This is a genomic window from Olsenella sp. An293, assembly GCF_002159495.1.
In the GTDB taxonomy this organism is placed as follows: domain Bacteria; phylum Actinomycetota; class Coriobacteriia; order Coriobacteriales; family Atopobiaceae; genus Thermophilibacter.
The window spans coordinates 13,905-35,233 of record NZ_NFIT01000004.1 but is presented as its reverse complement, the minus strand read 5'-3'; the positions used below and the strand labels follow the sequence as shown (position 1 = coordinate 35,233).

The window sequence follows — 21,329 nt, the reverse complement described above, 5'->3', positions numbered from 1 at the left end:
GAGAGACGCATGGCGAACAAGTCCATCGTCGCAGTCACCAACTGCCCGGCTGGCATCGCGCACACCTACATGGTGGCCGAGGCCATCCAGCAGAAGGGCGAGGCGCGCGGCTACACGGTCCACGTTGAGACCCAGGGCGCCTCGGGCGTTGAGAACCAGCTCACCGCCGAGCAGATCAAGGAGGCCGACTACGTCATCCTCGCCCTGGGCAAGGGCATGACGGACTCCGACCGCGTCCGCTTCAACAACAAGAAGGTCATCGAGCTCCCCGTCTCCGAGGCGCTCAAGCGCGTCGACGAGATTATGGACAATCTCGAGTCCGAGGCCAAGCTCTTCCAGACCACCAAGGTCCACATGGGAACCACCAAGGGCACCAAGGCCGAGGGCATCATGACGCACCTCATGGCCGGCGTCTCCGCCGCGCTGCCCTTCGTCATCGGCGGCGGCCTGCTCATGGCCATCGGCTCCATCATGGCCCAGTTCGGCGCCCCCAACGTGGCCCCTGGCGAGGGCGAGATGGCATCGCTCGCCTGGGTGCTCAACACCGTGGGTGGCCTCGGCTTCACGATGATGATCCCGATCATGGGCGCCTACATCGCCAACTCCATCGGCGACAAGCCCGCCCTCGCGCCGGCCTTCCTGTGCACCTATCTCGCCAACAGCGCCGACCTGCTGGGCACCGAGACCGGCGGCGGCTTCCTCGGCGCCGTGGTCATCGGCCTGTCCGTGGGCTACTTCGTCAAGGCGTTCCGCAAGGTGAAGCTTCCCAAGGAGATCCAGTCCCTGCTTGGCTTCGTCATCATCCCGTTCGTGACGCTGCTCGTCTTTGGCCTGCTCACCTACTACGTGCTCGGCCCGGTCATGGCTTGGCTCATGAACGCCCTCGTGACGATGCTCTCGTCCATCCCCAGCGAGCTCAAGCTTCTTGCCGCCTTCCTCGTCGGCTGCATGCTCGCCTTTGACATGGGCGGCCCGGTCAACAAGGCGGCTTGGTTCTTCTCGTTCTCCCTCGTGGGCTCCGGCGTGTACGACTGGTACGGTATCGTGGGCGTGGTGACCGTCATCCCGCCGATGGCCGCCGCCATCGCCACCTGGATCCGCCCGCAGCTGTTCACCCAGGCCGAGCGCGACATGTCCATCTCCTCGTTCATCGTGGGCTGCACCGTCGCCACCGAGCCGGCCATCCCCTATGCCCTGGCCGCCCCGCTGCCCATGATCTCGGCCAACGTGATCGCCGGCGGCATCGCGGGCATCGCCTCCATGGCCCTTGGCGTCCAGCGCACCGCGCCCGGCATCGGCATCTTCGACCCGCTGCTCGGCCTCATGTACCCCATCCCGAGCTATTACATCGCGCTCGCCATCGGCCTCGTCCTGAACGTCGCCCTCATCATCGTGCTCAAGGGCGTCTGGCTCAAGAAGCGCGAGGAGAAGGCCGCCCTCGAGGCATAGCGGCCCATCTCGCAGGGAAAGGAAGCGGGCCCGCGTCGAGCGGGCCCGCGCCCGTCTCGCCCAGGTATCGGAGAAAGGAAAGGGCATCGTGGCTACCAACTTCAACAAGGTCATCGACCGCACGGGGACCTACAGCACCCAGTGGGACTATGCCGCCGACCGCTTTGGTCGCGCCGACGTGCTGCCCTTCTCCATCTCCGACACCGACTTCCCCGTCCCCGAGGAGGTTGAGGAGGCGCTGCTCGCGCGCCTGCGTCACCCCGTCTTTGGCTACACCCGCTGGAACCACGCAGACTACAAGCAGAGCGTGGTCCGCTGGTTCCAGCGCGACGGGTCGGCGCGGGACTTTGACCCGGAGTGGGTCGTCTACAGCCCGAGCGTCATCTTCTCGGTCGCCTCGGTCATCCGGCTCCTCACGGCGCCGGGCGAGGGCGTCATCACCTGCACGCCCATGTACGACGCGTTCTATGGCGTCATCGAGGGCAACGGTCGCGCCCTCGTCCCCGTCTGTCAGGCCAGCGCCCAGGAGGGCTACGGGCTCGACTGGGACGCGCTGGAGCGCGCGGCGAGAAACCCGCGCAACCGCGTGATGCTGCTCACCAACCCGCACAACCCCACGGGCAAGGTCTACGCCCGCTCCGAGCTGGAGCGCATCCACCAGATCTGCAGCGCGCACGACGTCACCGTCATCAGCGACGACATCCACCGCGACGTGGTCTATGAGCCCGCGCGCTACACGCCGATCCTCGACGTGGCCACCGAGGGCGCCCTCATCGCGTGCTCGTCCTCCAAGACCTTCAACACGCCCGGCCTCATCGGGTCCTACTGCCTCATCCCCGACCCGATTCTGCGCGAGCGCTTCCTCTTTGAGCTCAAGCAGAAAAACGCCCTCTCCTCCGTGAGCATCCTTGGCATGGAGGCGCAGATGGCCGCCTACGCGCGCTGCGACGTCTACGTGAGCGACATGCTTGCGCACCTCTCCGCCAACATGGCCCACCTGCGGTCCTTTGTCGAGAAGAACCTCCCGCAGCTGCGCTTTGCCGAGCCGCAGGGCACCTACCTCGCATGGATTGACGCCTCTGGCACGGGGCTTTCACCCGAGGAGCTCCAGGACCGCCTGGTCAACCGGGGCCGCGTGGGCATCATGTCCGGCGCGGCATACGGTGACGGACGCTACCTGCGCATGAACGTCGCCTGCCCGCGCGCCAAGCTCGACGAGGGCCTTGCGCGCATGCTCTCGGCCTTCGGGGAGTAGGGGGTGCGAGGAGGGGGCCATGCACCTCACCAAACGTGAACAGATGCTCGTCTCGCTGCTGCGGGCGCGACCGCGCACGGGCGCCGAGCTTGCCGAGGTTCTGGGGGTCTCGCGCCGAACCGTCGTGCGCGAGGTGGCCTCCGTCAACGCCAAGCTCCAGTCGGAGGGCGCGGGGCGCATAGAGTCCGAGCAGAGCTACCGGCTCGAGGTGCTCTCCGCCGAGCGGCTGCACGCACTGCTCAAGGACGGCCTCTCCGACGAGCTGGCGGTGCTTCTCGCCGTCCTGACCTCGCCGGACCAGAGCATGGCGAGCCTGGCGCAGGAGACCTTTTTGTCCCGCCGCTCCATCGGGCGCGCGATTGCCGAGATAAACGCCGAGTACGCGAGCGTCGTCCGTCTGGAGCCGCGCGCCGGTCGCGGGGTGGAGGCGACGCTACTCTCCGCGGGCGCCGCGGACGTGCTCGCCTCGCTCGCGGCGGAGAGCCCGTATCTGGCGACTCGCCTCGAGGAGCTTGCGGGCTGGGACCTCGGCGGACAGCTCGTTCGCGAGTCGTGCGCGCGCTATCGCGAGGAGATGCGCCCCTACCTCTCCTCTCGCCAGGCGCACCTGCAGACGGTCGCCGCCATGGCCGCGGCGCCCTTCACGCACCGAGAGAGCGACAACTGGGCCGTCACGCGCGCCCGCGCGGCCGAGGACTTCTACCAGGAGAAGCGCGAGCTGCTCTTTGAGCTGGTCACGCATCGAGCGCGCATCGTCGACCAGATCGACGCGCTGCTGCGCGCCTACGGCATCCACTCGACGCGCTCCGACCTGTGCTCCCTCGTCTTCGACCACGTGGTGCGCTGCGCGCTGTTCCCCACGCTCATGTCCGAGGAGATGCGCGAGCAGATGCGCGGCATGCGGCTGCTGCACCCGTTTGAGTTCGACTTTGGCGACGACCTCTGCGCGCGCCTGCGCGAGGACCATCCCCGGCTCCTCATGGAGTCCGACTTCCTGGCGCTCTACGTGCTCGCGTCCATGGAGAAGCCCGAGAGGCGCCCCGTGAGCGTGCTGGTGCTGTGTCACCGGCGCTCCATGTCCACCATCAACCAGCGCCTCATCGAGCAGAACGTCGAGAAGGTCGACGTCCGAGTGGTGTGCGACGACGCGGCGCTCCAGGTTGCCCTGGACGAGCGGAACTGGGACCTTGCCGTGCGCGACGAGGACTATCCCACGCTGGTCGAGGAGGTCTCGTGGGACATGGCCTTCCGGGGCGTGCTGAGCGCGGGGGAGCTCAAGATCATTCGAACGATGGCGCTCGACATCCTCTACCGCAAGAACGTCGAGCGGATGCTGGGGGAGGAGAGCTACTTCCACCTGAGCGTCGAGCCGGGGCAGGTGTACCTGAGCGTCCTGGAGGACGTGCTGGGGCGCCTGGTGGACGAGCACCGCATCACGGCCGACGAGGCAGACCTCATTCGGCAGCGCGAGCGCGCGGGCAAGCGTCTCAACCTGGGCGGCATCGCCTTCCCGCACGCCATCACGCCGGTTGAGAGCGACGAGTTCCGCCTCGCGGTCGCGTGCCTGGATGAGCCCGTGACGGACACGGACGACAGGATCGAGCTCGTCATCGTGGTGCTGGCGAGTCAGAGCCAGGCCGACAAGAGCAGCATCTTCACGTACCTGCTCTCCGTGATCGAGGACGCGCGGGCGCGCGGGGAGTCGCTGCCGCGCACGTACGAGGACACGCTGCGCTTCCTCGGCGGCGCTTAGGGGGACCGGATGGGCGGAGTCGTGAGGGCGGCGGAGGCGCTGGCGTACGCGGACGAGGTCTGGGACTGCTATCTGGCGGACCTGGCCGAGCTGGTCGCCGTTCCGAGCGTGGTGGACACGGGCGACGCTCGCGACGGCGCGCCGTGGGGTCGCGCGTGCCGCGAGGCCCTCGACCGCGCACTGGGGATCGCGGAGAGGCTTGGGCTTGCGACCTGCGACGGCGACGGCTATCTCGGTTGGACGGAGCTGCCCCGCGCCGAGTCGGATGGGCGTCACGTGGCCGCAATCGCGCACGTTGACGTGGTGCCTGCCGGGAGCGGTTGGGACACTGACCCCTTTGCGCTCGCGCGGCGTCAGGGGTATCTGCTTGGCCGGGGCGTGCTGGACGACAAGGGCGCTGCCGTGGCCATGCTCTACGCGGCGGCCTTCTTCGCGCGGCTCGGGGAGAGGCGCGGCGTCGGCCTGCGCTGCCTGCTCGGCGCGAGCGAGGAAGCCGGCATGCAGGACGTTCGCTGGTATCGCGCGCATCACGAGCAGCCGCTCTTCTGCTTCACCCCAGACGCCGCGTTCCCCGTGTGCTGCGGGGAGAAGGGCGGCGTGAACGCGTGCTTTGCCTGTGAGGTAGATGCCGACGGCGCGATCGTCTCGCTTTGTGGCGGGACGGCGAGAAACGCGGTTCCGGACGCGGCCGAGGCGGTGCTTCGCGCGGACGCGGCGGGACTGCCGACGGGCGCGGGCGTGACTGTTGAGGCGGCGGGCCCCGGGCTCGCGCGCGTGAGGGCGCGCGGCACGGGTGGCCATGCGGCCATGCCGGGAGGCACGGTCAACGCTGTGGGCGTGCTCGTGGACTATCTGCTGGGCATAGGCGTAGGGACCTCGCGCGAGCGCTCGTTTTTGGAGCTGGAGCAGAGCCTGCTGAGCTGCACGGACGGCTCGGGGTTGGGAATCGACGCCACCGACGACCTCTTCGATCCACTCACCTGCGTGGGAACCGTGCTCTCCACGGACGGGGGACGCTTCGTCCAGCAGCTGGACATCCGCTTTCCCAAGTCGACGACAGCTGGGGCGATTGGCGCCGCGCTGGCGTCAGCGGCGGCGCGGCGCGGCTGCACGGCGGAGGTCACGCATGCGCGGGACCCGTACTTCGTCGACCCAAAGGCTCCGGAGGTCCAGGTTCTTCTCGGCGCGTATGCCGAGGTCACGGAGCGCGAGGCGCGGCCGTTCACTATCGGCGGGGGCACGTACGCGCACCACTTCGACCACGCCGTGAGCTTTGGCCCCCTAGACCCGGCGGACGAGCCGCCCGCATGGGTGGGCCCCGAGCACGGCGCCAACGAGGGCGTCTCCGAGGCGGCGCTCAAGCGGGCGCTCGCCGTCTACGTCCTGGCCTTTGACCGTCTGCTCACGCTGTACGAACGGCGATAGCGGCTCTCGTCCCTCGCCCGCGGGGCCGCCCGCAACCCGCGCGCGCTATCATGGGAGCCCCGAGGCGAAAGGAGTGCCCGATGGTCAGGCTGGTCTTCATCGACTTGGACGACACGTTCGTTGCCCCCGACAAGACCATCCCGCGCGACAACCTCCGCATCCTCGACGTCTCCGCCGAACGCGGGGTCCAGTTCGTCCCCTGCACCGGCCGCAGCCTGCGGGGCGTTCCCCGCGAGCTCCTCGCGCACCCGACCGTTTGCCACGCCGTCTGCGGCGGGGGAGCGCTCGTCTACGACGTTCGGTCGGGCCGGGTCGTCCGCGAGGTTTCCATCGACAGGCCCCTCGTCCGCGCGCTCTACGCAGACGTCCGCGGCCAGCGCGTCGCCTTCGACCTCTTCACCCCGGAGGGCGTCTTCGCATCGCGCGAGAACCTGCCGCTCTACGACCTGGTCGAGATGACCGAGGCCACGCGCCGCATGGTGCTCTCGCGGCGCACCTTCGTCGACTGCGGCACCGAGGAGCTCATCGAGCGCGTCCCCTCGATCTGTCGCGTCAACGTCCTTTTTGCGGACGAGCGCGGCCGCAGGGCGACGCGGGACGCGGTGGCGGCGCGCCCCGGGCTCTTCGGCGCCTCGTCGATACCGATGAACCTTGAGGTGACGAGCGCGGAGGCAACCAAGGGGACGGCGCTGCTATGGCTCTGCGAGCGCCTGGGCGTCGACGTCGCCGACACCGTCGCCTTTGGCGACTCGGAAAACGACGTCTCCATGCTCGACGTCGCGGGCGACGCGGTCGCCATGGAAAACGCCTCCCCCGAGGTCAGGGCGCACGCCCGTCACGTGGCGCCGCGCTGCGAGCTTGCGGGAGTCGCGCGCTACCTCGAGCCGCTGCTCGCCTGAGCCCCGACGTCCCGGGCGCTAGAGCATCACCCAGGGCAGGCGCGACTCGGGCACCATGATGCCGAGAAGGACGATGAGCGTGACGGCGATGATCGCGCCGAGCACGAACTGCATGATGACGTTGCCGGTGTTGCGTCCGGCCTTGCGCTTGATGACGAAGGCGGTCTGGGAGCCGTCGGCCGCTTCGAGCGCGTCGCGGAACGCCTTGGCGCGCTGCGCGCGCGGGCCGCGGCGCTGCCAGACGAGGGCGAGCAGCCCCACGATCAGGACGGCCTCGGTGACGCGGATGGCGATCTGCAGCGCGTCCGGGTCGGTGTGGGAGAGGGCAATGAGGACGAGGGCGCAGGCGGCGGTCACGACGGAGACGACGCCCATGACGGCCGTCTCGTAGGTCTCAGTCCCCTCGATGACCTTGACCATGAGCTCCTCGTCCTTCTCGATGAGGCGCGGAATCTTGACCTTGAGGGCCATGGCGAGCGAGAGCAGCTGCTCCTGACCGGGGAACTCCTGGCCGCTCTCCCACGCGGCGACGGTCTCCTGGCTCACGCCTGCCTTCTCCGCCAGCTTGGCCTGCGACCAGCCGCGCCCCTCGCGCAGCTTGGTGACCGTGGACCCAAACTCCATGCCAGCTCCTGTCGTAGGGGGCCTGTGTTGGGCACATTCTTGCGCATAAGTATGGAGAAAAAATGAAGAATAGAATCAGATATTCAGATAATATTCAGAAAAAGAAAAAGAATATACAAACAAAAATGAGACTCAAGTAGTGATACTTCGGAACAAATCTGCCGTATCGTTTCAGGTTGAGCTTATCACAGGATTACAAATTGAGTAATGAGATGCTGCTCAATATGGGCGATTTACGAAAACCACAGATAAACGGGCCGGCTCATCAAGAGCTGCCTTCGTGCCGACCTGAATTCCTCTGACGGTCTCGATATGCAAAAATTGTGAAGTGACTCCAAATTTTGAAAAGAGAATATGCAGACCTAGAATCTCACCAACGGAATCGGACAGAGGAGGCAGGTATGTGCGAGCTCGTTCTTCCCAAGGTGACCGTCATTCTCCGCGGCTATGAGACCAAGCAGGTCCTCACCGTCGTGGAGCAGCTCGTCGGCACCAAGGTCAACTCCATCGAGGTGGCCAGCAACTCCCCGCACGCGATGGAGTCGATCGCGGCGGCGCGCAAGGAGTTTGGCGCCGAGGTCCACGTGGGCGCCGGCACGGTGAAGAACGCCGAGCTCGCCCGCCAGGCCATCGCCGCCGGGGCCGAGTTCATGCTCTCGCCGATCATGTTCACCCAGGAGATCTTCGACCTCGCCAAGGAGGCCGGCGTCATCACCGTCCCCGCCGCCTTCAGCCCCACCGAGATCCAGAAGATGATCGACATGGGCGCCGACATCGTGAAGGTCTTCCCGGCCGGCCAGCTCGGCCCGGACTACCTCAAGGCCGTCCAGGCGCCGCTCGGAAAGCTGCCGCTCATGGTCGTCGGCGGCGTGAACGTCGCGAACGTCCAGTCCTACTTCGACAAGGGAGCCACCTATGCGGGCATCGGCTCCGGCATCTTCGATCCCGCCGACATCGAGGCGTGCGACGCCCCCAGGCTCGCCGCGTCGATCAAGAAGCTTGAGGAGAGCGTCGTCTGGTAACGGGTCGCGCACGCGACCCCCAAAACAGAGAAGGAGAAGAGCATGGCAGATCTGAGCTTTGACAGCTCCCTCGTCGTCCGCATCGACGAGGAGGGCCTCAGCTGCGAGGACGTGGAGCGCCGCCTGGCGGGCGTCCTCGAGGAGCAGGGCTACGTGAAGGACACCTACGCCCAGGCGATCGTCGACCGCGAGGCGAACTTCCCGACCGCGCTCGACATGGGCGGCCTCAACGTCGCCATCCCGCACTGCGACGTCGTGAACGTCAACAAGGCGGCCATGTGCATGGGCGTCCTGGCCAACCCCGTCGACTGGCACAAGATGGACGAGCCCGACGAGACCTGCAAGGTCTCCGTCGTGTGCATGCTGGCCCTCACCGAGGCCCACGCCCACCTCGAGATGCTCCAGAAGGTCATCGCCTTCGTCCAGGACCAGGAGCTCGTCGGCAAGGTCATCGCGGCGCAGGACGCTGACGAGGTCTTCTCGCTCGCCGGCTCGCTGCTCGTCTAGCGGCCCGTCCCACCATCAGGTAAGAGGCGCACCACAGGGGTGCGCTCAAGGCTCTCTTTGAGAGAAAGGAACGAAAATGGCAAAGCGTGTTCTCGTGGCCTGCGGAAACGGCGTCGCCACCTCCACCGTCGTCGCCGCCAAGATCAAGGACTACTGCGCCGACCACGGCGTGGCGATCCAGGTCACCCAGTGCAAGATGCTCGAGCTCCACGACAAGGCCAACGACTACGACCTCGTGGTCACCTCCGGCAAGTTCAAGGACGCCGACGTCAAGACCCCGATCATCATGGCCATCGCCCTGCTCACCGGCATCAACGAGCAGGCCACGCTCGACAAGATCGTCGAGGCGCTCAAGGACTAGCTGACGCCCCGCGGACACGTCCGCTGGCGTGCGGGTCCCGTCGCCCCGCGTTCTTCTCGACCGTCCTCAATGTGAGAAAGGAAAGGCATGGACGCATTCCTTGAGACAGTCCGCACTGTCTTCCAGGCGCTCATCAACGCCGGCGCCTACGTCATGCTGCCGATCATCATCACGATCATCGGCCTCGTCTTCCGCATGAACATCGGCAAGGCGTTCAAGAGCGGCATCACCATCACCTGCGGCTTCGTGGGCATCAACCTGCTCGTGAACCTGCTCAAGTCCGCGGTCTCCCCGGCCGCGAGCGCGATGGTCGCCAACTTTGGCCTCAACCTCGACGTCACCGACGTCGGCTGGGGCGCCATCTCCTCGGTCACCTGGGCCTCTCCCATCGTGGCCTTCCTGGTCTTTGAGATCCTGGGCATCAACATCCTGATGCTCGTCCTCAAGCTCACCAGGACCATGGACGTCGACATCTGGAACTACCACCACATGATGATCGCCGGCATCCTCGTCTTCTTTGTGACGAACAACATCGTCTGGGCCCTCATCGCCACGGCCTTCACCGCCGTCATGACGCTCAAGTTCGCCGACTGGACCTCGCCTTTGATCGAGCACTTCTTCGGGATTCCCGACGTCACGCTCCCGACGATCTCCTACACGTCGTCGATCATCATCGCTGCCCCGCTCAACTGGGTCATCGACCGCATCCCCGGCCTCAACAAGGTCAACGTCTCCATCCGCAACGTCCAGAAGTACCTCGGCATCTTCGGCGACCCGATGATGCTGGGCCTCATCCTGGGCTGCGCCATGGGCGCCCTGGCCCTGATGCCGATCGACCAGATCTTCCTCACGGGTGTCAACGTCGCCGCCGTCATGGTCCTCATGCCCAAGATGACCGCCATGTTCGTCGAGGGCCTCATGCCCATCTCCGACGGCGCCCAGAAGTTCACGACCAAGCACTTCGGCGGCCAGTCGCTCTCCATCGGCCTCGACGCCGCGGTCGTCGTGGGCAACCCCGAGGTCATCACCACGGCCCTCATCATGATCCCGGTCACGATCTTCCTGGCCTTCGTCCTCCCGGGCAACCGCATGATGCCGCTGGCCGACCTCTCCGTCGTCACGTTCCGCGTCGCCCTCGTCGTCGCCCTCTGCCGCGGCAACGTGTTCCGCTCCATCCTCATCTCCATCCCGGTGATGGCCGCCATCCTGTACGCCGGCACCTTCGCCGCCCCGTACCTCACGGACCTGGCCACCTCCACCGGCCTGTCCTTCGATGGCCAGATCGCGTCCATGGCCGGCCCGTCGCTCACGCAGACCGCCATCGTCTTCTGGACCTGCATCTCCGAGAACGCGATCATCCTCGTTCCGGTCGCCATCGTCGTCTTCGTCGCCGTCTGGTTCCTCGTCGAGAAGAAGATCGGCATGGAGAAGATCGAGGCCTACGCGGCCGAGTACGAGGAGATGGAGTAGTCGCCCATCTCAGCTGAGGTGGTGGGTGCCGCCGACGGGGCGGCGCCCACCCCATACCCATAGGGGGAAACCATGGAACGTGCTATTGACAAGCTCGAGCCCTTCCAGCGCGCCATCTCCAAGGCCCACCTGGCCGCGGCCGGCGTCGCCGTGGACTCGCTCGAGAACCCCGACAAGCCCCTCATCGCGATTGCGAACAGCTGGAACGAGGTGTGCCCGGGCCACGAGCCGCTTAGGAAGCTGGCGGAGGAGGTCAAGAAGGGCGTCCTCGAGGCCGGCGGCGAGCCGATCGAGTTCAACACGATCGGTATGTGCGACGGCATCGCCCAGGGCCATGCGGGCATGCGCTACTGCCTGCCCCACCGCGAGATCATCGCCGACTCCTGCGAGGCCATGATCGTGGGCGAGGGCTGCTTCGACGGCGTCGTCTACCTCGGCAGCTGCGACAAGATCATCCCCGCCATGCTCATGGCGGCGGCCCGCATCGACCTGCCCTCGGCGCTCGTGACCTGCGGCCCGTGCTACGACGAGATCAAGCCGTCCGAGTCCAAGGCCCTGCGCGCCCGCTTCCTGGCCGGCGAGGCCACCGAGCGCGACGTCATCGAGGGCACCCTGCGCTACTACACCGGCCCCGGCGTCTGCCCCTTCCTGGGCACAGCCAACACCATGGGCTGCCTGACCGAGGGCCTCGGCATGATGCTGCCCAACGGCGCGCTGTGGCCGTCGTCCACGAGCCAGCGGCGCTTCTCGGCCCGCCAGACCGGCGCGGCCGTCGTCGACCTCGTCCGTCGCGGCATCAAGCCGTCCGACATCATGACGCAGGCGGCGATCGACAACACCGTCAAGCTGCTCGCCTCCATCGGCGGCTCGCTCAACGCCCTCATCCACCTGCCCGCCCTCGCCGCCGAGCTCGGCCTGGAGTGCACGTGGACCCAGGTGGCGGAGATTACCTCCAAGACGCCCGTCATCTGCAACGTCGTGCCCAACGGCGACATCTCCTGCGTGAACCTCTACAAGGCCGGCGGCATCCCCGCCGTCCTCGAGACCATCGCGGGCGACCTCGACACGTCGGTCATGACGGTCACGGGCAAGACGCTCGCGGAGAACCTCGAGACCTCGGTGCTGCGCTGCGACCGCTCGGTCATCCGTACCCAGGACGACCCCGCCTCCGTGGCCAACGGCATCCAGGTGCTCTACGGCAACCTGGCCCCCGAGGGCGCGCTCGTCAAGACCAGCGCCGTGCCCGCCGACCAGCACGTCTGGAGCGGCACTGCCATGGTCTTTGACTCCGAGGAGGAGGCCTTCGAGGCCTACAACGCCCACGCCATCAAGCCGGGCACGGGCGTCATCATCCGCTACGAGGGCCCCAAGGGCGGCCCCGGCATGAAGGAGCTCCACCGCGTCACCGAGATCATGAAGGGCATCCCCGACTCCGCCGTCATCACCGACGGGCGCTTCTCCGGCGCATCGGGTGGCCTCTCGGTGGGCTATCTCTGCCCCGAGGCCTTCGACGGCGCCCCGATCGCGCTCGTCGAGAACGGCGACAAGATCAACATCGACCTCACCAGAAACCTCATCGAGGTGGAGGTCACAGACGAGGAGTTCGCCCGCCGCAAGCAGGGCTGGAAGCCCGTCGTCCACGAGAACGGCGGACACCTCCTGGCGCGCTACGCCCGGCAGGTGAGCTCGGCCAAGACGGGCGCGGTCATCGGGTAGTCCGACGCGCCCGGTCCCGCCGGGGACGGGCGGCGCCCTGGGAGATGGCGTCGCCCGGCCCCGTCCCTCATTGTGTGCGCTGTCGGGACTCCGCCGCGTCTTCGAGGCTCGCGGCGGCGGCCAAGGGTAAAATACCCACCGGACGGTGTGCATTATGGGAAAGGGACACGACGTGTCGGATTCGTTTGTTGTCGCGTCGTGTGCGGCGACGTTTGGCATCTTTGACACAAGCGCGGTCGAGCGGCTGGAGGCTGCGGGATGCACGGTGCGCGTCAACCCGTACGGACGGCCGCTCTCCGGGGACGAGATCGTCGAGCACGCCCACGACTGCGACGCAATCGTGCTCGGCAACGACTACCTTGACGCCGCGACCATGGAGAAGCTCCCCCGACTGCGCCTCATCGCGCGCCACGGAGCGGGCTTCGACGGCATCGACTTCGCCTGCGCCACGCGGCGCGGCATCACGATCACCAACACCCCCGGGGCCAACCGCGAGGAGACGGCCGACCTCACCTTTGCGCTCATCCTCGACCTGGCTCGCATGATCACCCAGACCGTGACGCAGCTCAAGTCCGGCGTGTGGAACAAGATTCCCGGGAGGAGCCTCTACGGCAAGACCATCGGGATCATCGGCGTGGGCGCCATCGGCATGGCGGTCGCGGCGCGCGCGATGGGCTTTGGGATGGACATCCTGGGCTACGACATCGTCCAGCGCCCCGAGGCGTCCCACTACGGGTTGCTCTACACGGGCCTCGACGAGCTGCTCGAGAAGTCCGACGTCGTGACCATCCACGCGCCGCTCACCTCGGCGACGCGCAACCTGTTGGGTGCCCGCGAGTTTCGCCGCATGAAGGAGGGCGCGCTGCTCATCAACACGGCGCGCGCCGGAATCGTGCGTGAGTCCGCGCTCGAGCGCGCACTGCTCTCGGGCAGCCTGGGGGGCTACGCCGTCGACGTCTACGAGCGCGAGCCGCCGACGCTGCCCAAGTTCTACGATCTGCCCAACGTCCTCACGACCCCGCACATCGGCTCGGCGACGCTCGAGGCAAACCGTCGCATGGGCGACGTGGTGGCAGACAACATCATTGCCTTCAAGGACGGAAAGGAGCCGCCCAACCGCGTGACGTTCGCGGACCGCGTGCGCTTCTCGTGAGCCGGGAGGGCTCGGGACCAAAGGAGACGCTGTGCTCAAGCTCGTGTTCGTGGACATGGACGGGACCTTCCTCGACTCCGCCAAGGCCATCACCCCCGAGAACGCCTCCGCGCTCGACGCCGCGGCGTCCGCTGGGGTCATGGTGGTTCCCTGCACCGGCCGCAACCTCGCGGGGCTGCCGCCCGAGCTGCTCGCCCATCCCAGCGTTCGCTACGCCGTCTGCGCCAACGGGGCCGTCGTGGCTGAGGTCGCCGGCGGGCGGACCCTGCGCGAGGTGACCATCGACAAGGACCTGGTGCTCAGCCTCTACCAAAGGCTCCGCGACCGGCCCGTCACCTTCGACCTGTTTGCCGACGGAACCGTCTACGCCGAGCGTGAGCGCTTCTCGCTGATCGAGCGGCTCGAGCTCAGCGAGGCCACCAAGGAGTTCGTCCGCAGCGTGCGCACCGTCTACGACGCGAGCCTGGAGGACCAGCTCTCGCGCATCGGCGAGGTGTGCCGGCTGAACGTCTTCTACCGCCGCCCCGAGGACCGCGACGCGGTCTGCGCGCTCGTCGACGCCGAACCCTCCCTCAGGCGCGCCTCCTCGCTGCCCTGCAACATCGAGGTCACCGATCGCCGCGCGCACAAGGGGGCCGGGCTGCTGTGGCTCTGCGAGCACCTGGGCGTCGCGCCGCAGGACTGCATCGCCTTCGGCGACGGTGACAACGACCTCACGATGCTGGCCGCCGCTGGCGACGGCGTCGCCATGGCAAACGCCGCGCCCGAGGTCAAGGCTGCCGCCGACCACCTGACCGCGTCCTGCGACGAGTCGGGCGTGGCGCGCTACCTCGAGCCAATCCTCGCGTCCCTGGCGCCGGCGTCCACGAACTAGCCGCTCTCGGCGAGGGCGCAGACGAGACCCCTGACCTCGTCTGCCCCGGCGGGGGAGTCGGTCGCCACGAACACCGTGTCGCTTCCGGCGACCGTGCCGAGCACGTGGGCGAGGCGCGCCTCGTCGACGGCCCTCGCCACGCTCGTCGCGGTGTCGGGCTGGGTGAGCACCACCACGAGGCTCTGGCCCGGCGCGCTTCTCGCCTCTATGACGAACTCCGAGAGCACGAGCTGCAGATTGAGGTCCTCCTCGAGGACGTAGAGCCCTCCCGCGAGCTTTCTCAGGTGCATCTCGGAGACGTCGCGCGAGACTGTCGCCTGCGTGCAGGGAAAGCCCCGCTCGACGAGCGCCTCCACGAGCTCGTTTTGCGTCCGTATGGACTGGCCGCGCACGATGGCGCGGATCGCCTCCTGCCTGCCATTGCTGCGCTTCATGATCTCCTCCTCGGGCCTGCTCGGACCGCGCCCGCGCCTCGCCGCCTGACGTCGGCGCGCCGCGGGCCGCGAGCGCCCTCACATGTCGATGGGAAACTCGTCGCCGAGCGCGTTCACCACGTCTGAGCTGGTCTGGCGAAGCCACGCGATGGGGTCCGCCTCCTCGGCGAGGCCCGGGTGCGCGGCGGCGAGCTCGGGCGTGTAGTCCTTGAGGGCGTAGACCGCAAAGCTCGTCCCGTCGGTGTGCATCACAAGCGGGGTCCACCGGACGTTCTCGATGCTGACGTCGTCGTCCTTCACAAAGTCGCAGCTCAGCATTCCCTCGAGCTCGTTTCTGATGCGCTTCACCTCATGGTTGCTCGTGAAGTTTCCGAGCGAGTAGGCAACGAGCGTCCTGTTTCCGCCCTCGCCCGTGAGCCACGTCACGGGGCCGATCACGTGCGGGTGCGAGCCCAGCACCACGTCGACGCCCAGGTCGGCGAGGTACTGCGCGTACTCGCGCTGGGTCTGGTCGGCCTCCATGAGGTTCTCGGTGCCCCAGTGCATGGCGACAAGCACCACGTCGGCCTGCTCGCGTGCGCGCTCTACGTCGGCGGCGATGCGGTCCCTGTCGATGAAGCTGACGGCGTAGTCGGGCAGGTCCTCGCGCTCGTAGCCGTTGACGCCGTAGGTGTAGTCGAGAAGGGCGAACGTGATGCCCTCCCGTTCCACCAGGGCGAGCTCGTCGGCCTCCTGCGCGCTCGACGCGGTACCGGCAAAGGCGACGGGCTTTGAGTTCCAGACGGAGCGCGAGTGCTCGTTGGCCCCGTAGGAGCCCCAGTCGTAGGAGTGGTTGGAGGCCGACCCCACGAGGTCAAAGCCCGCGTCCACGAGGGCGTCCGCCATCTGGTCGGTTGTGTTGAAGGAGGGGTAGCCCTTGGGGCCGATGTCGTCCCCGCCCAGATGGGTCTCCTGCTTCACATAGGCAAGGTCAGCGGCCTGAACGTAGTCGCGGATCGGCGCGTAGATGGGGGTGTAGTCGTAGTCCCCGTCGCCCGTCTCCCCGGCCTGGGCGTCCGCATAGGCGGCCATCTCGATCTCCGGGAGGTTGTCGCCCACGGCCACAAAGCTGACCCGCGTTGGGCCCTCGAGGGCCGGGGGCGTCTCGGGAGCCGGCGCCAGCGCCGCGCGGATGCCGAGCGCGCATCCTACCACAAAGAGGGCGGCGAGCACGATCACGACGGGGAGGAGTTGCGTCTTCTTCTGGCGTGCGCGGGCTGGTCGGGCCTGGGCGGCCGGGCGACTTGCGGGCTTGCCCGGTGCCGCGGGCTCGATCGGCGTTCCCCGGCGGTGCGGCTTGAGCCGCTGTCGCTCGTTCTTCTCGGCCATGGCGTGTCCCACCTTCTCCTTGCGGGGCATATGCGAACACTATACGCCCGCGAACGCTCAGGATTTGCGCCTCGTTCGGGGAATCGGCGGGCGCCCCGCCCCCGGCTCCGCGAGGTTACGCTCCGCTGACGCGCGTCGCCCACCCCTGCGCTAGACTATCAGGCGAGAAAATCGCGACCCCGCAACGACCACGGGAGGTTCCATGTCAGACGTCCTCGAGCGCTTCCTGCGCTACGTCCAGGTCGACTCTCCGTCAGACCCCGACAACCTCGATCAGACCCCGTCGACCCCCTGCCAGCACGACATGGCGCGCCTGCTCGCGGACGACCTCGAGGCCATCGGCTGCGAGAACGTCACGGCAGACGAGCACGCCTACGTCACGGGCTTCCTGCCCGCCTCGGCCGGCGCGGAGGACCTGCCGGCGCTCGTGCTCTGCGCGCACATCGACTCCTCGCCCGACGCCCCGGCCCACGGCGTGCGCCCGCACGTGGTGCGCTACGAGGGCGGCCCGCTCGTCTCGGGCGTCGTCGACGGCGAGCCGGTCCAGACCACGCCCGAGCAGGTCCCCGACCTCGCGCGGTTCGTGGGACAGGACATCGTCTGCTCCGACGGCACCACGCTGCTCTCCGCCGACGACAAGGCCGGCGTCGCCGAGATCATGGCGCTGCTCGCCCGCCTGGCGGAAAACCCCGCGCTGCCGCATCCCCGCATCGTCGCGGCCTTTGTCCCGGACGAGGAGATCGGCCACGGCGCGAGCCTGCTCGACGTCGAGGCGCTCGGCGCGTGCGGCGGCTACACCGTGGACGGCGAGGCGCTCGGCGAGTTCAACTACGAGTGCTTCTCGGCCAGCGAGGCCACGGTCATCATTCGCGGCGTGATGGTGCATCCCGGCGCCGCCAAGGACGTCATGGTCAACGCCATCACCGTGGCGAGCGAGTTCCAGCAGATGATTCCCGCCGCGCAGCGCCCCGAGCACACCGAGGGCCGCGAGGGCTTCTTCCACCCCACCGACATCGAGGGCACCGCCTCCGCCGTCACCCTCACCTACATCCTGCGCGACTTCGACGCCGATGCCTTCGCGCGCCGCGAGCAGACCATGCGCGACGTCGCCGCCTTCCTCAACGCCCGCTACGGCGAGGGTACGGTGAGCGTCTCCATCCGCCCGCAGTACCGCAACATGGCAGAGAAGTTCGGCCCCGCCGACCAGCGTCTCATTGACTTTGCGCTCGAGGCCAACCGCGAGGTGGGGATCGACCCCGTCGAGGTCCCGGCGCGTGGCGGCACTGATGGCGCCCAGCTCACCTTCCGCGGCCTGCCGTGCCCCAACCTCGCGACGGGCGGCTACAACGCCCACTCCGTCCGCGAGTTCGTGCCGGTGCGCAGCCTCGAGCTCACCGTCGACATGCTGGAGCGCCTCGTGGCGAAGTTCGCCGCCACGGCTCCCGGCGGAGAGGCGTAGGGACCCGTGGAGCTCGTCGTTCTTGCCGCCGTGGAGGTCGTGCTGCCGGTGCTCGCGCTGCTGCTCGAGCACATGGGTAACGTGCGCCTCTCCGAGCGGCATCACCGCCACCACGACACCTACGTCGTGCCGGTCTCGTTCGCCCGCGGCCTCGTGCTGGCCATGGCGTTCATGAGCGTGCTGGGGTTTGTCCTGGGCTGGCTCTGCGCGATGCTCGAGTTTCTGCCCAGCCCGCTGCCGGTGTTCGCGTTCTTTGACGCGTTCATCGTCACGTGCTTTGCCGGGTGGGCCATCCTTAACCGCTACAAGGTCTCGGTCTTTGGCTCGCGCCTGGTCATCACGCCGTTCGTCGGGCACGACGCGTCCGTCCGATTTGACGACATCGACCTGCTCAGGTGGGTCGGGCTGCGCAAGGGCTCGGGGTACCGTGACCTCGTCATCTGGGCGCGCGGCCGGCGCGTGGGCCGCATCTCCGGCATGGTGGACGTGGAGCAGATCCTCATGGCCATGGACCGCTTTGACGCGCTTCCGCGCGTGGAGGGGGGAATCATCTCGTGATCAAGCTCGTTCTTTCGGACATGGACAACACGCTCATTCCGCTGGGCGAGAAGCACGTGAGCCCGCGCACCATCTCCGCCATCCACGAGCTCATGGACGCGGGCGTGCGCTTTGGCCCCGCCACCGGTCGCGACACCGTTGAGCTGCTGCGCTTCTTTGACATGGACGAGTCCTGCTTCAAGACGGGCATCCTCTCCAACGGCAAGCGCATCCGCCTTGACGGCGCCTACGTCCAGATGACGCTCATCCCGCGCGACGCCCTCGAGCGGATCGATGCGGCGCTGCGCCCCGAGCCGGGCATGTTCCTCGTGTGCTACCCCGAGCAGACCAACCTGCTCTATCCCGCGTATGGCGTGGGCACCACCGACGATGAGCTCGCCTATTACGCCCGCCGCACGCGCTTCACCGGCATCGCCGTCGACCAGATCCCCGACGAGGACTACATCGCGGCGACCATCGCCTGCCCGGAGGACCCCGAGCACATGGAGCGCTGCCGGCAGATCGTGGCCGAGGCAGCGCCGGACATGCGGATCGCGTCGCCCATCTCGGGCTGGTTTGACATCATGCCGCAGGGTGTCTCCAAGGCCGCCGGGCTCGACGTTCTTCTCGACGCGCTGGACATCACGGCCGATGAGGTCGTCGCATTTGGCGATGCCGAGAACGACCTCGAGATCCTGCGCAAGGTCCGCCACTCCGTGGCCGTGGCCAACGCCACCGACGAGGTCCTGGCCACCGCCAACTATCGCGTGGGCTCCGTCGCTGACGAGGGCGTGGCAGACGCGCTGCTCGAGATCGCCCGCGCCACCCGAGCCGGCGAGATGCCCGCGTTCCTGCAGTGAGAGGGGCTGTTGGTCGTGACAGCTGTGCCAGGTTGCGGGTTGACAGTTGCGTCAGGTTATATTGTCAACTCGGAACGAGTTGACAATATAACCTGACGCAACTGTCAACCCGCATAACCTGACGCAACTGTCAACCCGCGGTCCGTTACGACCGCCAAGTCCAGACGAGGAGGTTCAGCCATGATCAAGCTCATTGCGTCAGACATGGACGGCACGCTGCTGGACGGCGACGCCCAGGTTCCCGAGGAGACCTTCGAGCTCATCCACGCCCTGCACGAGAAGGGCGTGCGCTTTGTGGCCAGCTCAGGGCGTCGCTATGACACGCTGCGCTGGTTCTTTGGGCCGGTTGCGGACGAGATGGACTATGTGGCATCGCTCGGCACGCAGGTCTACGCCGACGGTCGCCTACTCGACCGCGAGGTCTTCTCGACCATCGCGGTGATGCGCCTGTTTGAGACCACGCAGCTCTTTGACTGCATCCATCTTGCGCTCTATGACGCCACGCACACCTATCTGCTCAACGACCAGAGCTCCTACCTGCGCGAGCTTGACAAGGACCTCCCCAACGCCGAGCGCATCTTCGACCCGCCCTCGCCGGACGTGAGCATCATCAAGGCCGCCGTGTGCTGTGAGCTGCCCGAGCAGCTCATGGACATGGCCTACGTTCTCGAGCGCGAGCTCTCCGAGTGGTTCACCTTCCTGCCGAGCGGCTCGCGCTGGATCGACGTGGTGCCGCGCCACGTGAACAAGGCAACGGGGCTCGAGCAGGTGCTGCGTTACTGGGGCATCGACCGCAGCGAGGTCGTGGCCTTTGGCGACTCCATGAACGACTACGCGATGCTGCGCTACGTGGGGCACCCCTACGTGATGGAGAACGCCCGCTACGCCGTGCGCCAGATCGGCCAGCGCGTCATCAGCCGCAACACCGAGCACGCCGTTCAGGCCACGATGCGCGAGATCCTCGAGGGCCTGTAGCCGGCAAGTTGACAATATAACCTGACGCAACTGTCAAAGTTGACAATATAACCTGACGTAATTGTCAACTGGTCGGGGGTGGGGCGGTGCGGCGTGGCTGCGTTGGCGAAAAAGGCCCGAAGTGCGCCCTCCGCCGGAGGGCGCACTCGTGAAGGGCTTCTTGGCTGGGCGGCCAACTGGCCTTTGTGGCTTGGCGCGTCGGCCCGATCGAGGGGCTCTGACGAGAGGCGATGCACTTTGGGGCAAAAATGCCAACAACCTAGAGGTTTTCTGCCGCGGACCGCTTCTCGCGCATGCGGAGGAAGTGCTGGTACGCGCCGATGAGGTTGGCGTCGTTGAAGAAGCGGCAGGTCACGATCTCAACCTCGGGGAAGTCGTAGAGCAGCTCCGCGTTGAAGCGGCGATGAGCATCCCGCACGCCCTCGATGAAGAGCGGGTTTTTGCTGATGCCGCCGCCCAGGCAGATGCGCTCCGGATCGAGCCAGCACTGGATGTTGTGAATCTGCATCGCGATGCCGTCGCACACGTCGCTAAACACGCGCGCGGTGACCTCGTCGCCCTCCTCGAGCCAGGTGAAGAGCTGGCGCCCGTCGCAGCGCTCGATGCCCTTGGCCTCGGCCAGGCGCCGACACATGCCAAACGTGGAGCACTCCGTCGACCAGGCGCCGTCGTCGCGCAGCTCGCTGTCTTTGCGCGGGAGCTTGGAGTACATCATCGAGGCCTCGCCGGAGTAGAGGTGCGCGCCCTTGTAGAGCTCTCCGTTGATCACCGTGCCGCCGCCGATGCCCGTCCCAAAGGTGAGCACCACGCCGGACCGGACGCCCTGCAGGTTGCCCACGGCGAGCTCGGCCATCGTGGAGCAGCGGGCGTCGTTTTCCACCTCGACGGGCAGGCCAAAGCGCTTCTCCCACGCGGTGACGTCCGCGTTGAAGTTGTACTTGAGCGCGCCGCCGGTGTGGAGGTACTTGCGGTCGACGTCGATCACGCCGGGCATGGAGAGCGCGATACCCTCAACGGGCCCCAACTGCGCAAGCACGCCCTCGAGGGCCTCGAGGAAGGGGCCCTGGTCCTCGGACTCGGGGTCCGGCGTGGGGACCTCCCCTTGGAGCTGGATGTCGGTGCCCTCCATCGCGCAGTACTTGATGGCGGTTCCGCCCACGTCAAAAACGGCGAGCCTGGTCATGTCTC

20 protein-coding genes are annotated in these 21,329 nt (G+C 67.3%); 16 read left to right on the top strand and 4 right to left on the bottom strand.

What is annotated here, in order from left to right:
• Nucleotides 1-9 precede the first annotated feature (9 nt).
• The 5 genes from B5F85_RS03235 to B5F85_RS03215 all read left to right on the top strand — a co-directional run bounded on the left by B5F85_RS03235 (nucleotide 10) and on the right by B5F85_RS03215 (nucleotide 6,781).
• Nucleotides 10-1,449, top strand: coding sequence for a fructose-specific PTS transporter subunit EIIC (locus B5F85_RS03235; RefSeq protein WP_087314367.1), 1,440 nt, complete (start codon nucleotides 10-12; stop codon nucleotides 1,447-1,449).
• 88 nt (nucleotides 1,450-1,537) lie between these two features.
• Entirely contained in the window at nucleotides 1,538-2,704 is a 1,167-nt protein-coding gene (locus B5F85_RS03230; RefSeq protein ID WP_239386636.1) for a PatB family C-S lyase, read from the top strand.
• Between the two features lie 19 nt (nucleotides 2,705-2,723).
• Nucleotides 2,724-4,457, top strand: coding sequence for an HTH domain-containing protein (locus B5F85_RS03225; RefSeq protein WP_087314364.1), 1,734 nt, complete (start codon nucleotides 2,724-2,726; stop codon nucleotides 4,455-4,457).
• Between the two features lie 9 nt (nucleotides 4,458-4,466).
• Entirely contained in the window at nucleotides 4,467-5,882 is a 1,416-nt protein-coding gene (locus tag B5F85_RS03220) for a Sapep family Mn(2+)-dependent dipeptidase (protein WP_087314362.1), read from the top strand.
• Between the two features lie 80 nt (nucleotides 5,883-5,962).
• A complete protein-coding gene (locus B5F85_RS03215; protein WP_158094548.1) occupies nucleotides 5,963-6,781 on the top strand; it encodes an HAD family hydrolase in 819 nt (272 codons plus the stop codon).
• A gap of 18 nt (nucleotides 6,782-6,799) precedes the next feature.
• Here B5F85_RS03215 and B5F85_RS03210 read toward each other — a convergent pair whose 3' ends face one another.
• Nucleotides 6,800-7,405: a helix-turn-helix transcriptional regulator gene (locus tag B5F85_RS03210; protein ID WP_087314358.1), complete on the bottom strand. Its 606-nt coding sequence runs from the start codon at nucleotides 7,403-7,405 to the stop codon at nucleotides 6,800-6,802.
• Between the two features lie 401 nt (nucleotides 7,406-7,806).
• Here B5F85_RS03210 and B5F85_RS03205 point away from each other — a divergent pair, with 401 nt between their 5' ends.
• The 7 genes from B5F85_RS03205 to B5F85_RS03175 all read left to right on the top strand — a co-directional run bounded on the left by B5F85_RS03205 (nucleotide 7,807) and on the right by B5F85_RS03175 (nucleotide 14,508).
• A complete protein-coding gene (locus B5F85_RS03205; protein ID WP_087314356.1) occupies nucleotides 7,807-8,427 on the top strand; it encodes a bifunctional 4-hydroxy-2-oxoglutarate aldolase/2-dehydro-3-deoxy-phosphogluconate aldolase in 621 nt (206 codons plus the stop codon).
• Nucleotides 8,428-8,469: 42 nt separating this feature from the next.
• Nucleotides 8,470-8,934: a PTS sugar transporter subunit IIA gene (locus B5F85_RS03200; protein WP_087314354.1), complete on the top strand. Its 465-nt coding sequence runs from the start codon at nucleotides 8,470-8,472 to the stop codon at nucleotides 8,932-8,934.
• Nucleotides 8,935-9,010: 76 nt separating this feature from the next.
• Nucleotides 9,011-9,295 (top strand): PTS sugar transporter subunit IIB, encoded by a 285-nt coding sequence (locus B5F85_RS03195; RefSeq protein WP_072374520.1) that lies wholly within the window; start codon nucleotides 9,011-9,013, stop codon nucleotides 9,293-9,295.
• Nucleotides 9,296-9,382: 87 nt separating this feature from the next.
• Nucleotides 9,383-10,765 carry a PTS transporter subunit IIC gene (locus B5F85_RS03190; RefSeq protein ID WP_087314352.1) on the top strand — a complete coding sequence of 461 codons (1,383 nt, stop codon included), beginning with the start codon at nucleotides 9,383-9,385 and terminating at the stop codon, nucleotides 10,763-10,765.
• Nucleotides 10,766-10,837: 72 nt separating this feature from the next.
• On the top strand, nucleotides 10,838-12,481 hold the full coding sequence (gene ilvD / locus B5F85_RS03185) for a dihydroxy-acid dehydratase (protein ID WP_087314350.1): 1,644 nt from the start codon (nucleotides 10,838-10,840) through the stop codon (nucleotides 12,479-12,481).
• Between the two features lie 172 nt (nucleotides 12,482-12,653).
• On the top strand, nucleotides 12,654-13,634 hold the full coding sequence (locus B5F85_RS03180; protein WP_204204617.1) for a phosphoglycerate dehydrogenase: 981 nt from the start codon (nucleotides 12,654-12,656) through the stop codon (nucleotides 13,632-13,634).
• Between the two features lie 31 nt (nucleotides 13,635-13,665).
• Nucleotides 13,666-14,508, top strand: coding sequence for a Cof-type HAD-IIB family hydrolase (locus tag B5F85_RS03175; RefSeq protein WP_087314346.1), 843 nt, complete (start codon nucleotides 13,666-13,668; stop codon nucleotides 14,506-14,508).
• Here the strand turns inward: B5F85_RS03175 and B5F85_RS03170 are convergent.
• Nucleotides 14,505-14,942 carry an ArgR family transcriptional regulator gene (locus tag B5F85_RS03170; protein WP_239386634.1) on the bottom strand — a complete coding sequence of 146 codons (438 nt, stop codon included), beginning with the start codon at nucleotides 14,940-14,942 and terminating at the stop codon, nucleotides 14,505-14,507. The two genes, B5F85_RS03175 and B5F85_RS03170, sit on opposite strands and share 4 nt — an antisense overlap.
• A gap of 78 nt (nucleotides 14,943-15,020) precedes the next feature.
• Complete coding sequence (locus B5F85_RS03165) at nucleotides 15,021-16,310, bottom strand: CapA family protein (RefSeq protein WP_087314342.1); 1,290 nt, start codon at nucleotides 16,308-16,310, stop codon at nucleotides 15,021-15,023.
• A gap of 202 nt (nucleotides 16,311-16,512) precedes the next feature.
• Here B5F85_RS03165 and pepT point away from each other — a divergent pair, with 202 nt between their 5' ends.
• From pepT to B5F85_RS03145, 4 genes are all read left to right on the top strand, one after another.
• On the top strand, nucleotides 16,513-17,769 hold the full coding sequence (gene pepT / locus B5F85_RS03160) for a peptidase T (RefSeq protein ID WP_087314340.1): 1,257 nt from the start codon (nucleotides 16,513-16,515) through the stop codon (nucleotides 17,767-17,769).
• 6 nt (nucleotides 17,770-17,775) lie between these two features.
• Nucleotides 17,776-18,327: a hypothetical protein gene (locus B5F85_RS03155; protein WP_087314338.1), complete on the top strand. Its 552-nt coding sequence runs from the start codon at nucleotides 17,776-17,778 to the stop codon at nucleotides 18,325-18,327.
• On the top strand, nucleotides 18,324-19,166 hold the full coding sequence (locus tag B5F85_RS03150; protein ID WP_087314336.1) for an HAD family hydrolase: 843 nt from the start codon (nucleotides 18,324-18,326) through the stop codon (nucleotides 19,164-19,166). The genes B5F85_RS03155 and B5F85_RS03150 overlap by 4 nt, the downstream gene beginning before the upstream one ends.
• Before the next feature lie 180 nt (nucleotides 19,167-19,346).
• Nucleotides 19,347-20,141: an HAD family hydrolase gene (locus B5F85_RS03145; protein WP_087314334.1), complete on the top strand. Its 795-nt coding sequence runs from the start codon at nucleotides 19,347-19,349 to the stop codon at nucleotides 20,139-20,141.
• A 259-nt stretch (nucleotides 20,142-20,400) separates the two neighbouring features.
• Here the strand turns inward: B5F85_RS03145 and B5F85_RS03140 are convergent, their stop codons facing one another.
• Complete coding sequence (locus B5F85_RS03140) at nucleotides 20,401-21,324, bottom strand: ROK family protein (RefSeq protein WP_087314332.1); 924 nt, start codon at nucleotides 21,322-21,324, stop codon at nucleotides 20,401-20,403.
• Nucleotides 21,325-21,329 lie beyond the last annotated feature (5 nt).

What these genes read in the sequence shown, in the direction of transcription:
- B5F85_RS03200 (WP_087314354.1), top strand. Translation starts at nt 8,470, where the DNA reads ATGGCAGATCTGAGCTTTGACAGCTCCCTCGTCGTCCGCATCGACGAG.
- pepT (WP_087314340.1), top strand. Translation starts at nt 16,513, where the DNA reads ATGTCAGACGTCCTCGAGCGCTTCCTGCGCTACGTCCAGGTCGACTCT.
- B5F85_RS03195 (WP_072374520.1), top strand. Translation starts at nt 9,011, where the DNA reads ATGGCAAAGCGTGTTCTCGTGGCCTGCGGAAACGGCGTCGCCACCTCC.
- B5F85_RS03170 (WP_239386634.1), bottom strand. Translation starts at nt 14,942, where the DNA reads ATGAAGCGCAGCAATGGCAGGCAGGAGGCGATCCGCGCCATCGTGCGC.
- ilvD (WP_087314350.1), top strand. Translation starts at nt 10,838, where the DNA reads ATGGAACGTGCTATTGACAAGCTCGAGCCCTTCCAGCGCGCCATCTCC.
- B5F85_RS03210 (WP_087314358.1), bottom strand. Translation starts at nt 7,405, where the DNA reads ATGGAGTTTGGGTCCACGGTCACCAAGCTGCGCGAGGGGCGCGGCTGG.
- B5F85_RS03145 (WP_087314334.1), top strand. Translation starts at nt 19,347, where the DNA reads ATGATCAAGCTCATTGCGTCAGACATGGACGGCACGCTGCTGGACGGC.
- B5F85_RS03225 (WP_087314364.1), top strand. Translation starts at nt 2,724, where the DNA reads ATGCACCTCACCAAACGTGAACAGATGCTCGTCTCGCTGCTGCGGGCG.
- B5F85_RS03215 (WP_158094548.1), top strand. Translation starts at nt 5,963, where the DNA reads ATGGTCAGGCTGGTCTTCATCGACTTGGACGACACGTTCGTTGCCCCC.
- B5F85_RS03140 (WP_087314332.1), bottom strand. Translation starts at nt 21,324, where the DNA reads ATGACCAGGCTCGCCGTTTTTGACGTGGGCGGAACCGCCATCAAGTAC.
- B5F85_RS03165 (WP_087314342.1), bottom strand. Translation starts at nt 16,310, where the DNA reads ATGGCCGAGAAGAACGAGCGACAGCGGCTCAAGCCGCACCGCCGGGGA.
- B5F85_RS03235 (WP_087314367.1), top strand. Translation starts at nt 10, where the DNA reads ATGGCGAACAAGTCCATCGTCGCAGTCACCAACTGCCCGGCTGGCATC.
- B5F85_RS03190 (WP_087314352.1), top strand. Translation starts at nt 9,383, where the DNA reads ATGGACGCATTCCTTGAGACAGTCCGCACTGTCTTCCAGGCGCTCATC.
- B5F85_RS03205 (WP_087314356.1), top strand. Translation starts at nt 7,807, where the DNA reads ATGTGCGAGCTCGTTCTTCCCAAGGTGACCGTCATTCTCCGCGGCTAT.
- B5F85_RS03220 (WP_087314362.1), top strand. Translation starts at nt 4,467, where the DNA reads ATGGGCGGAGTCGTGAGGGCGGCGGAGGCGCTGGCGTACGCGGACGAG.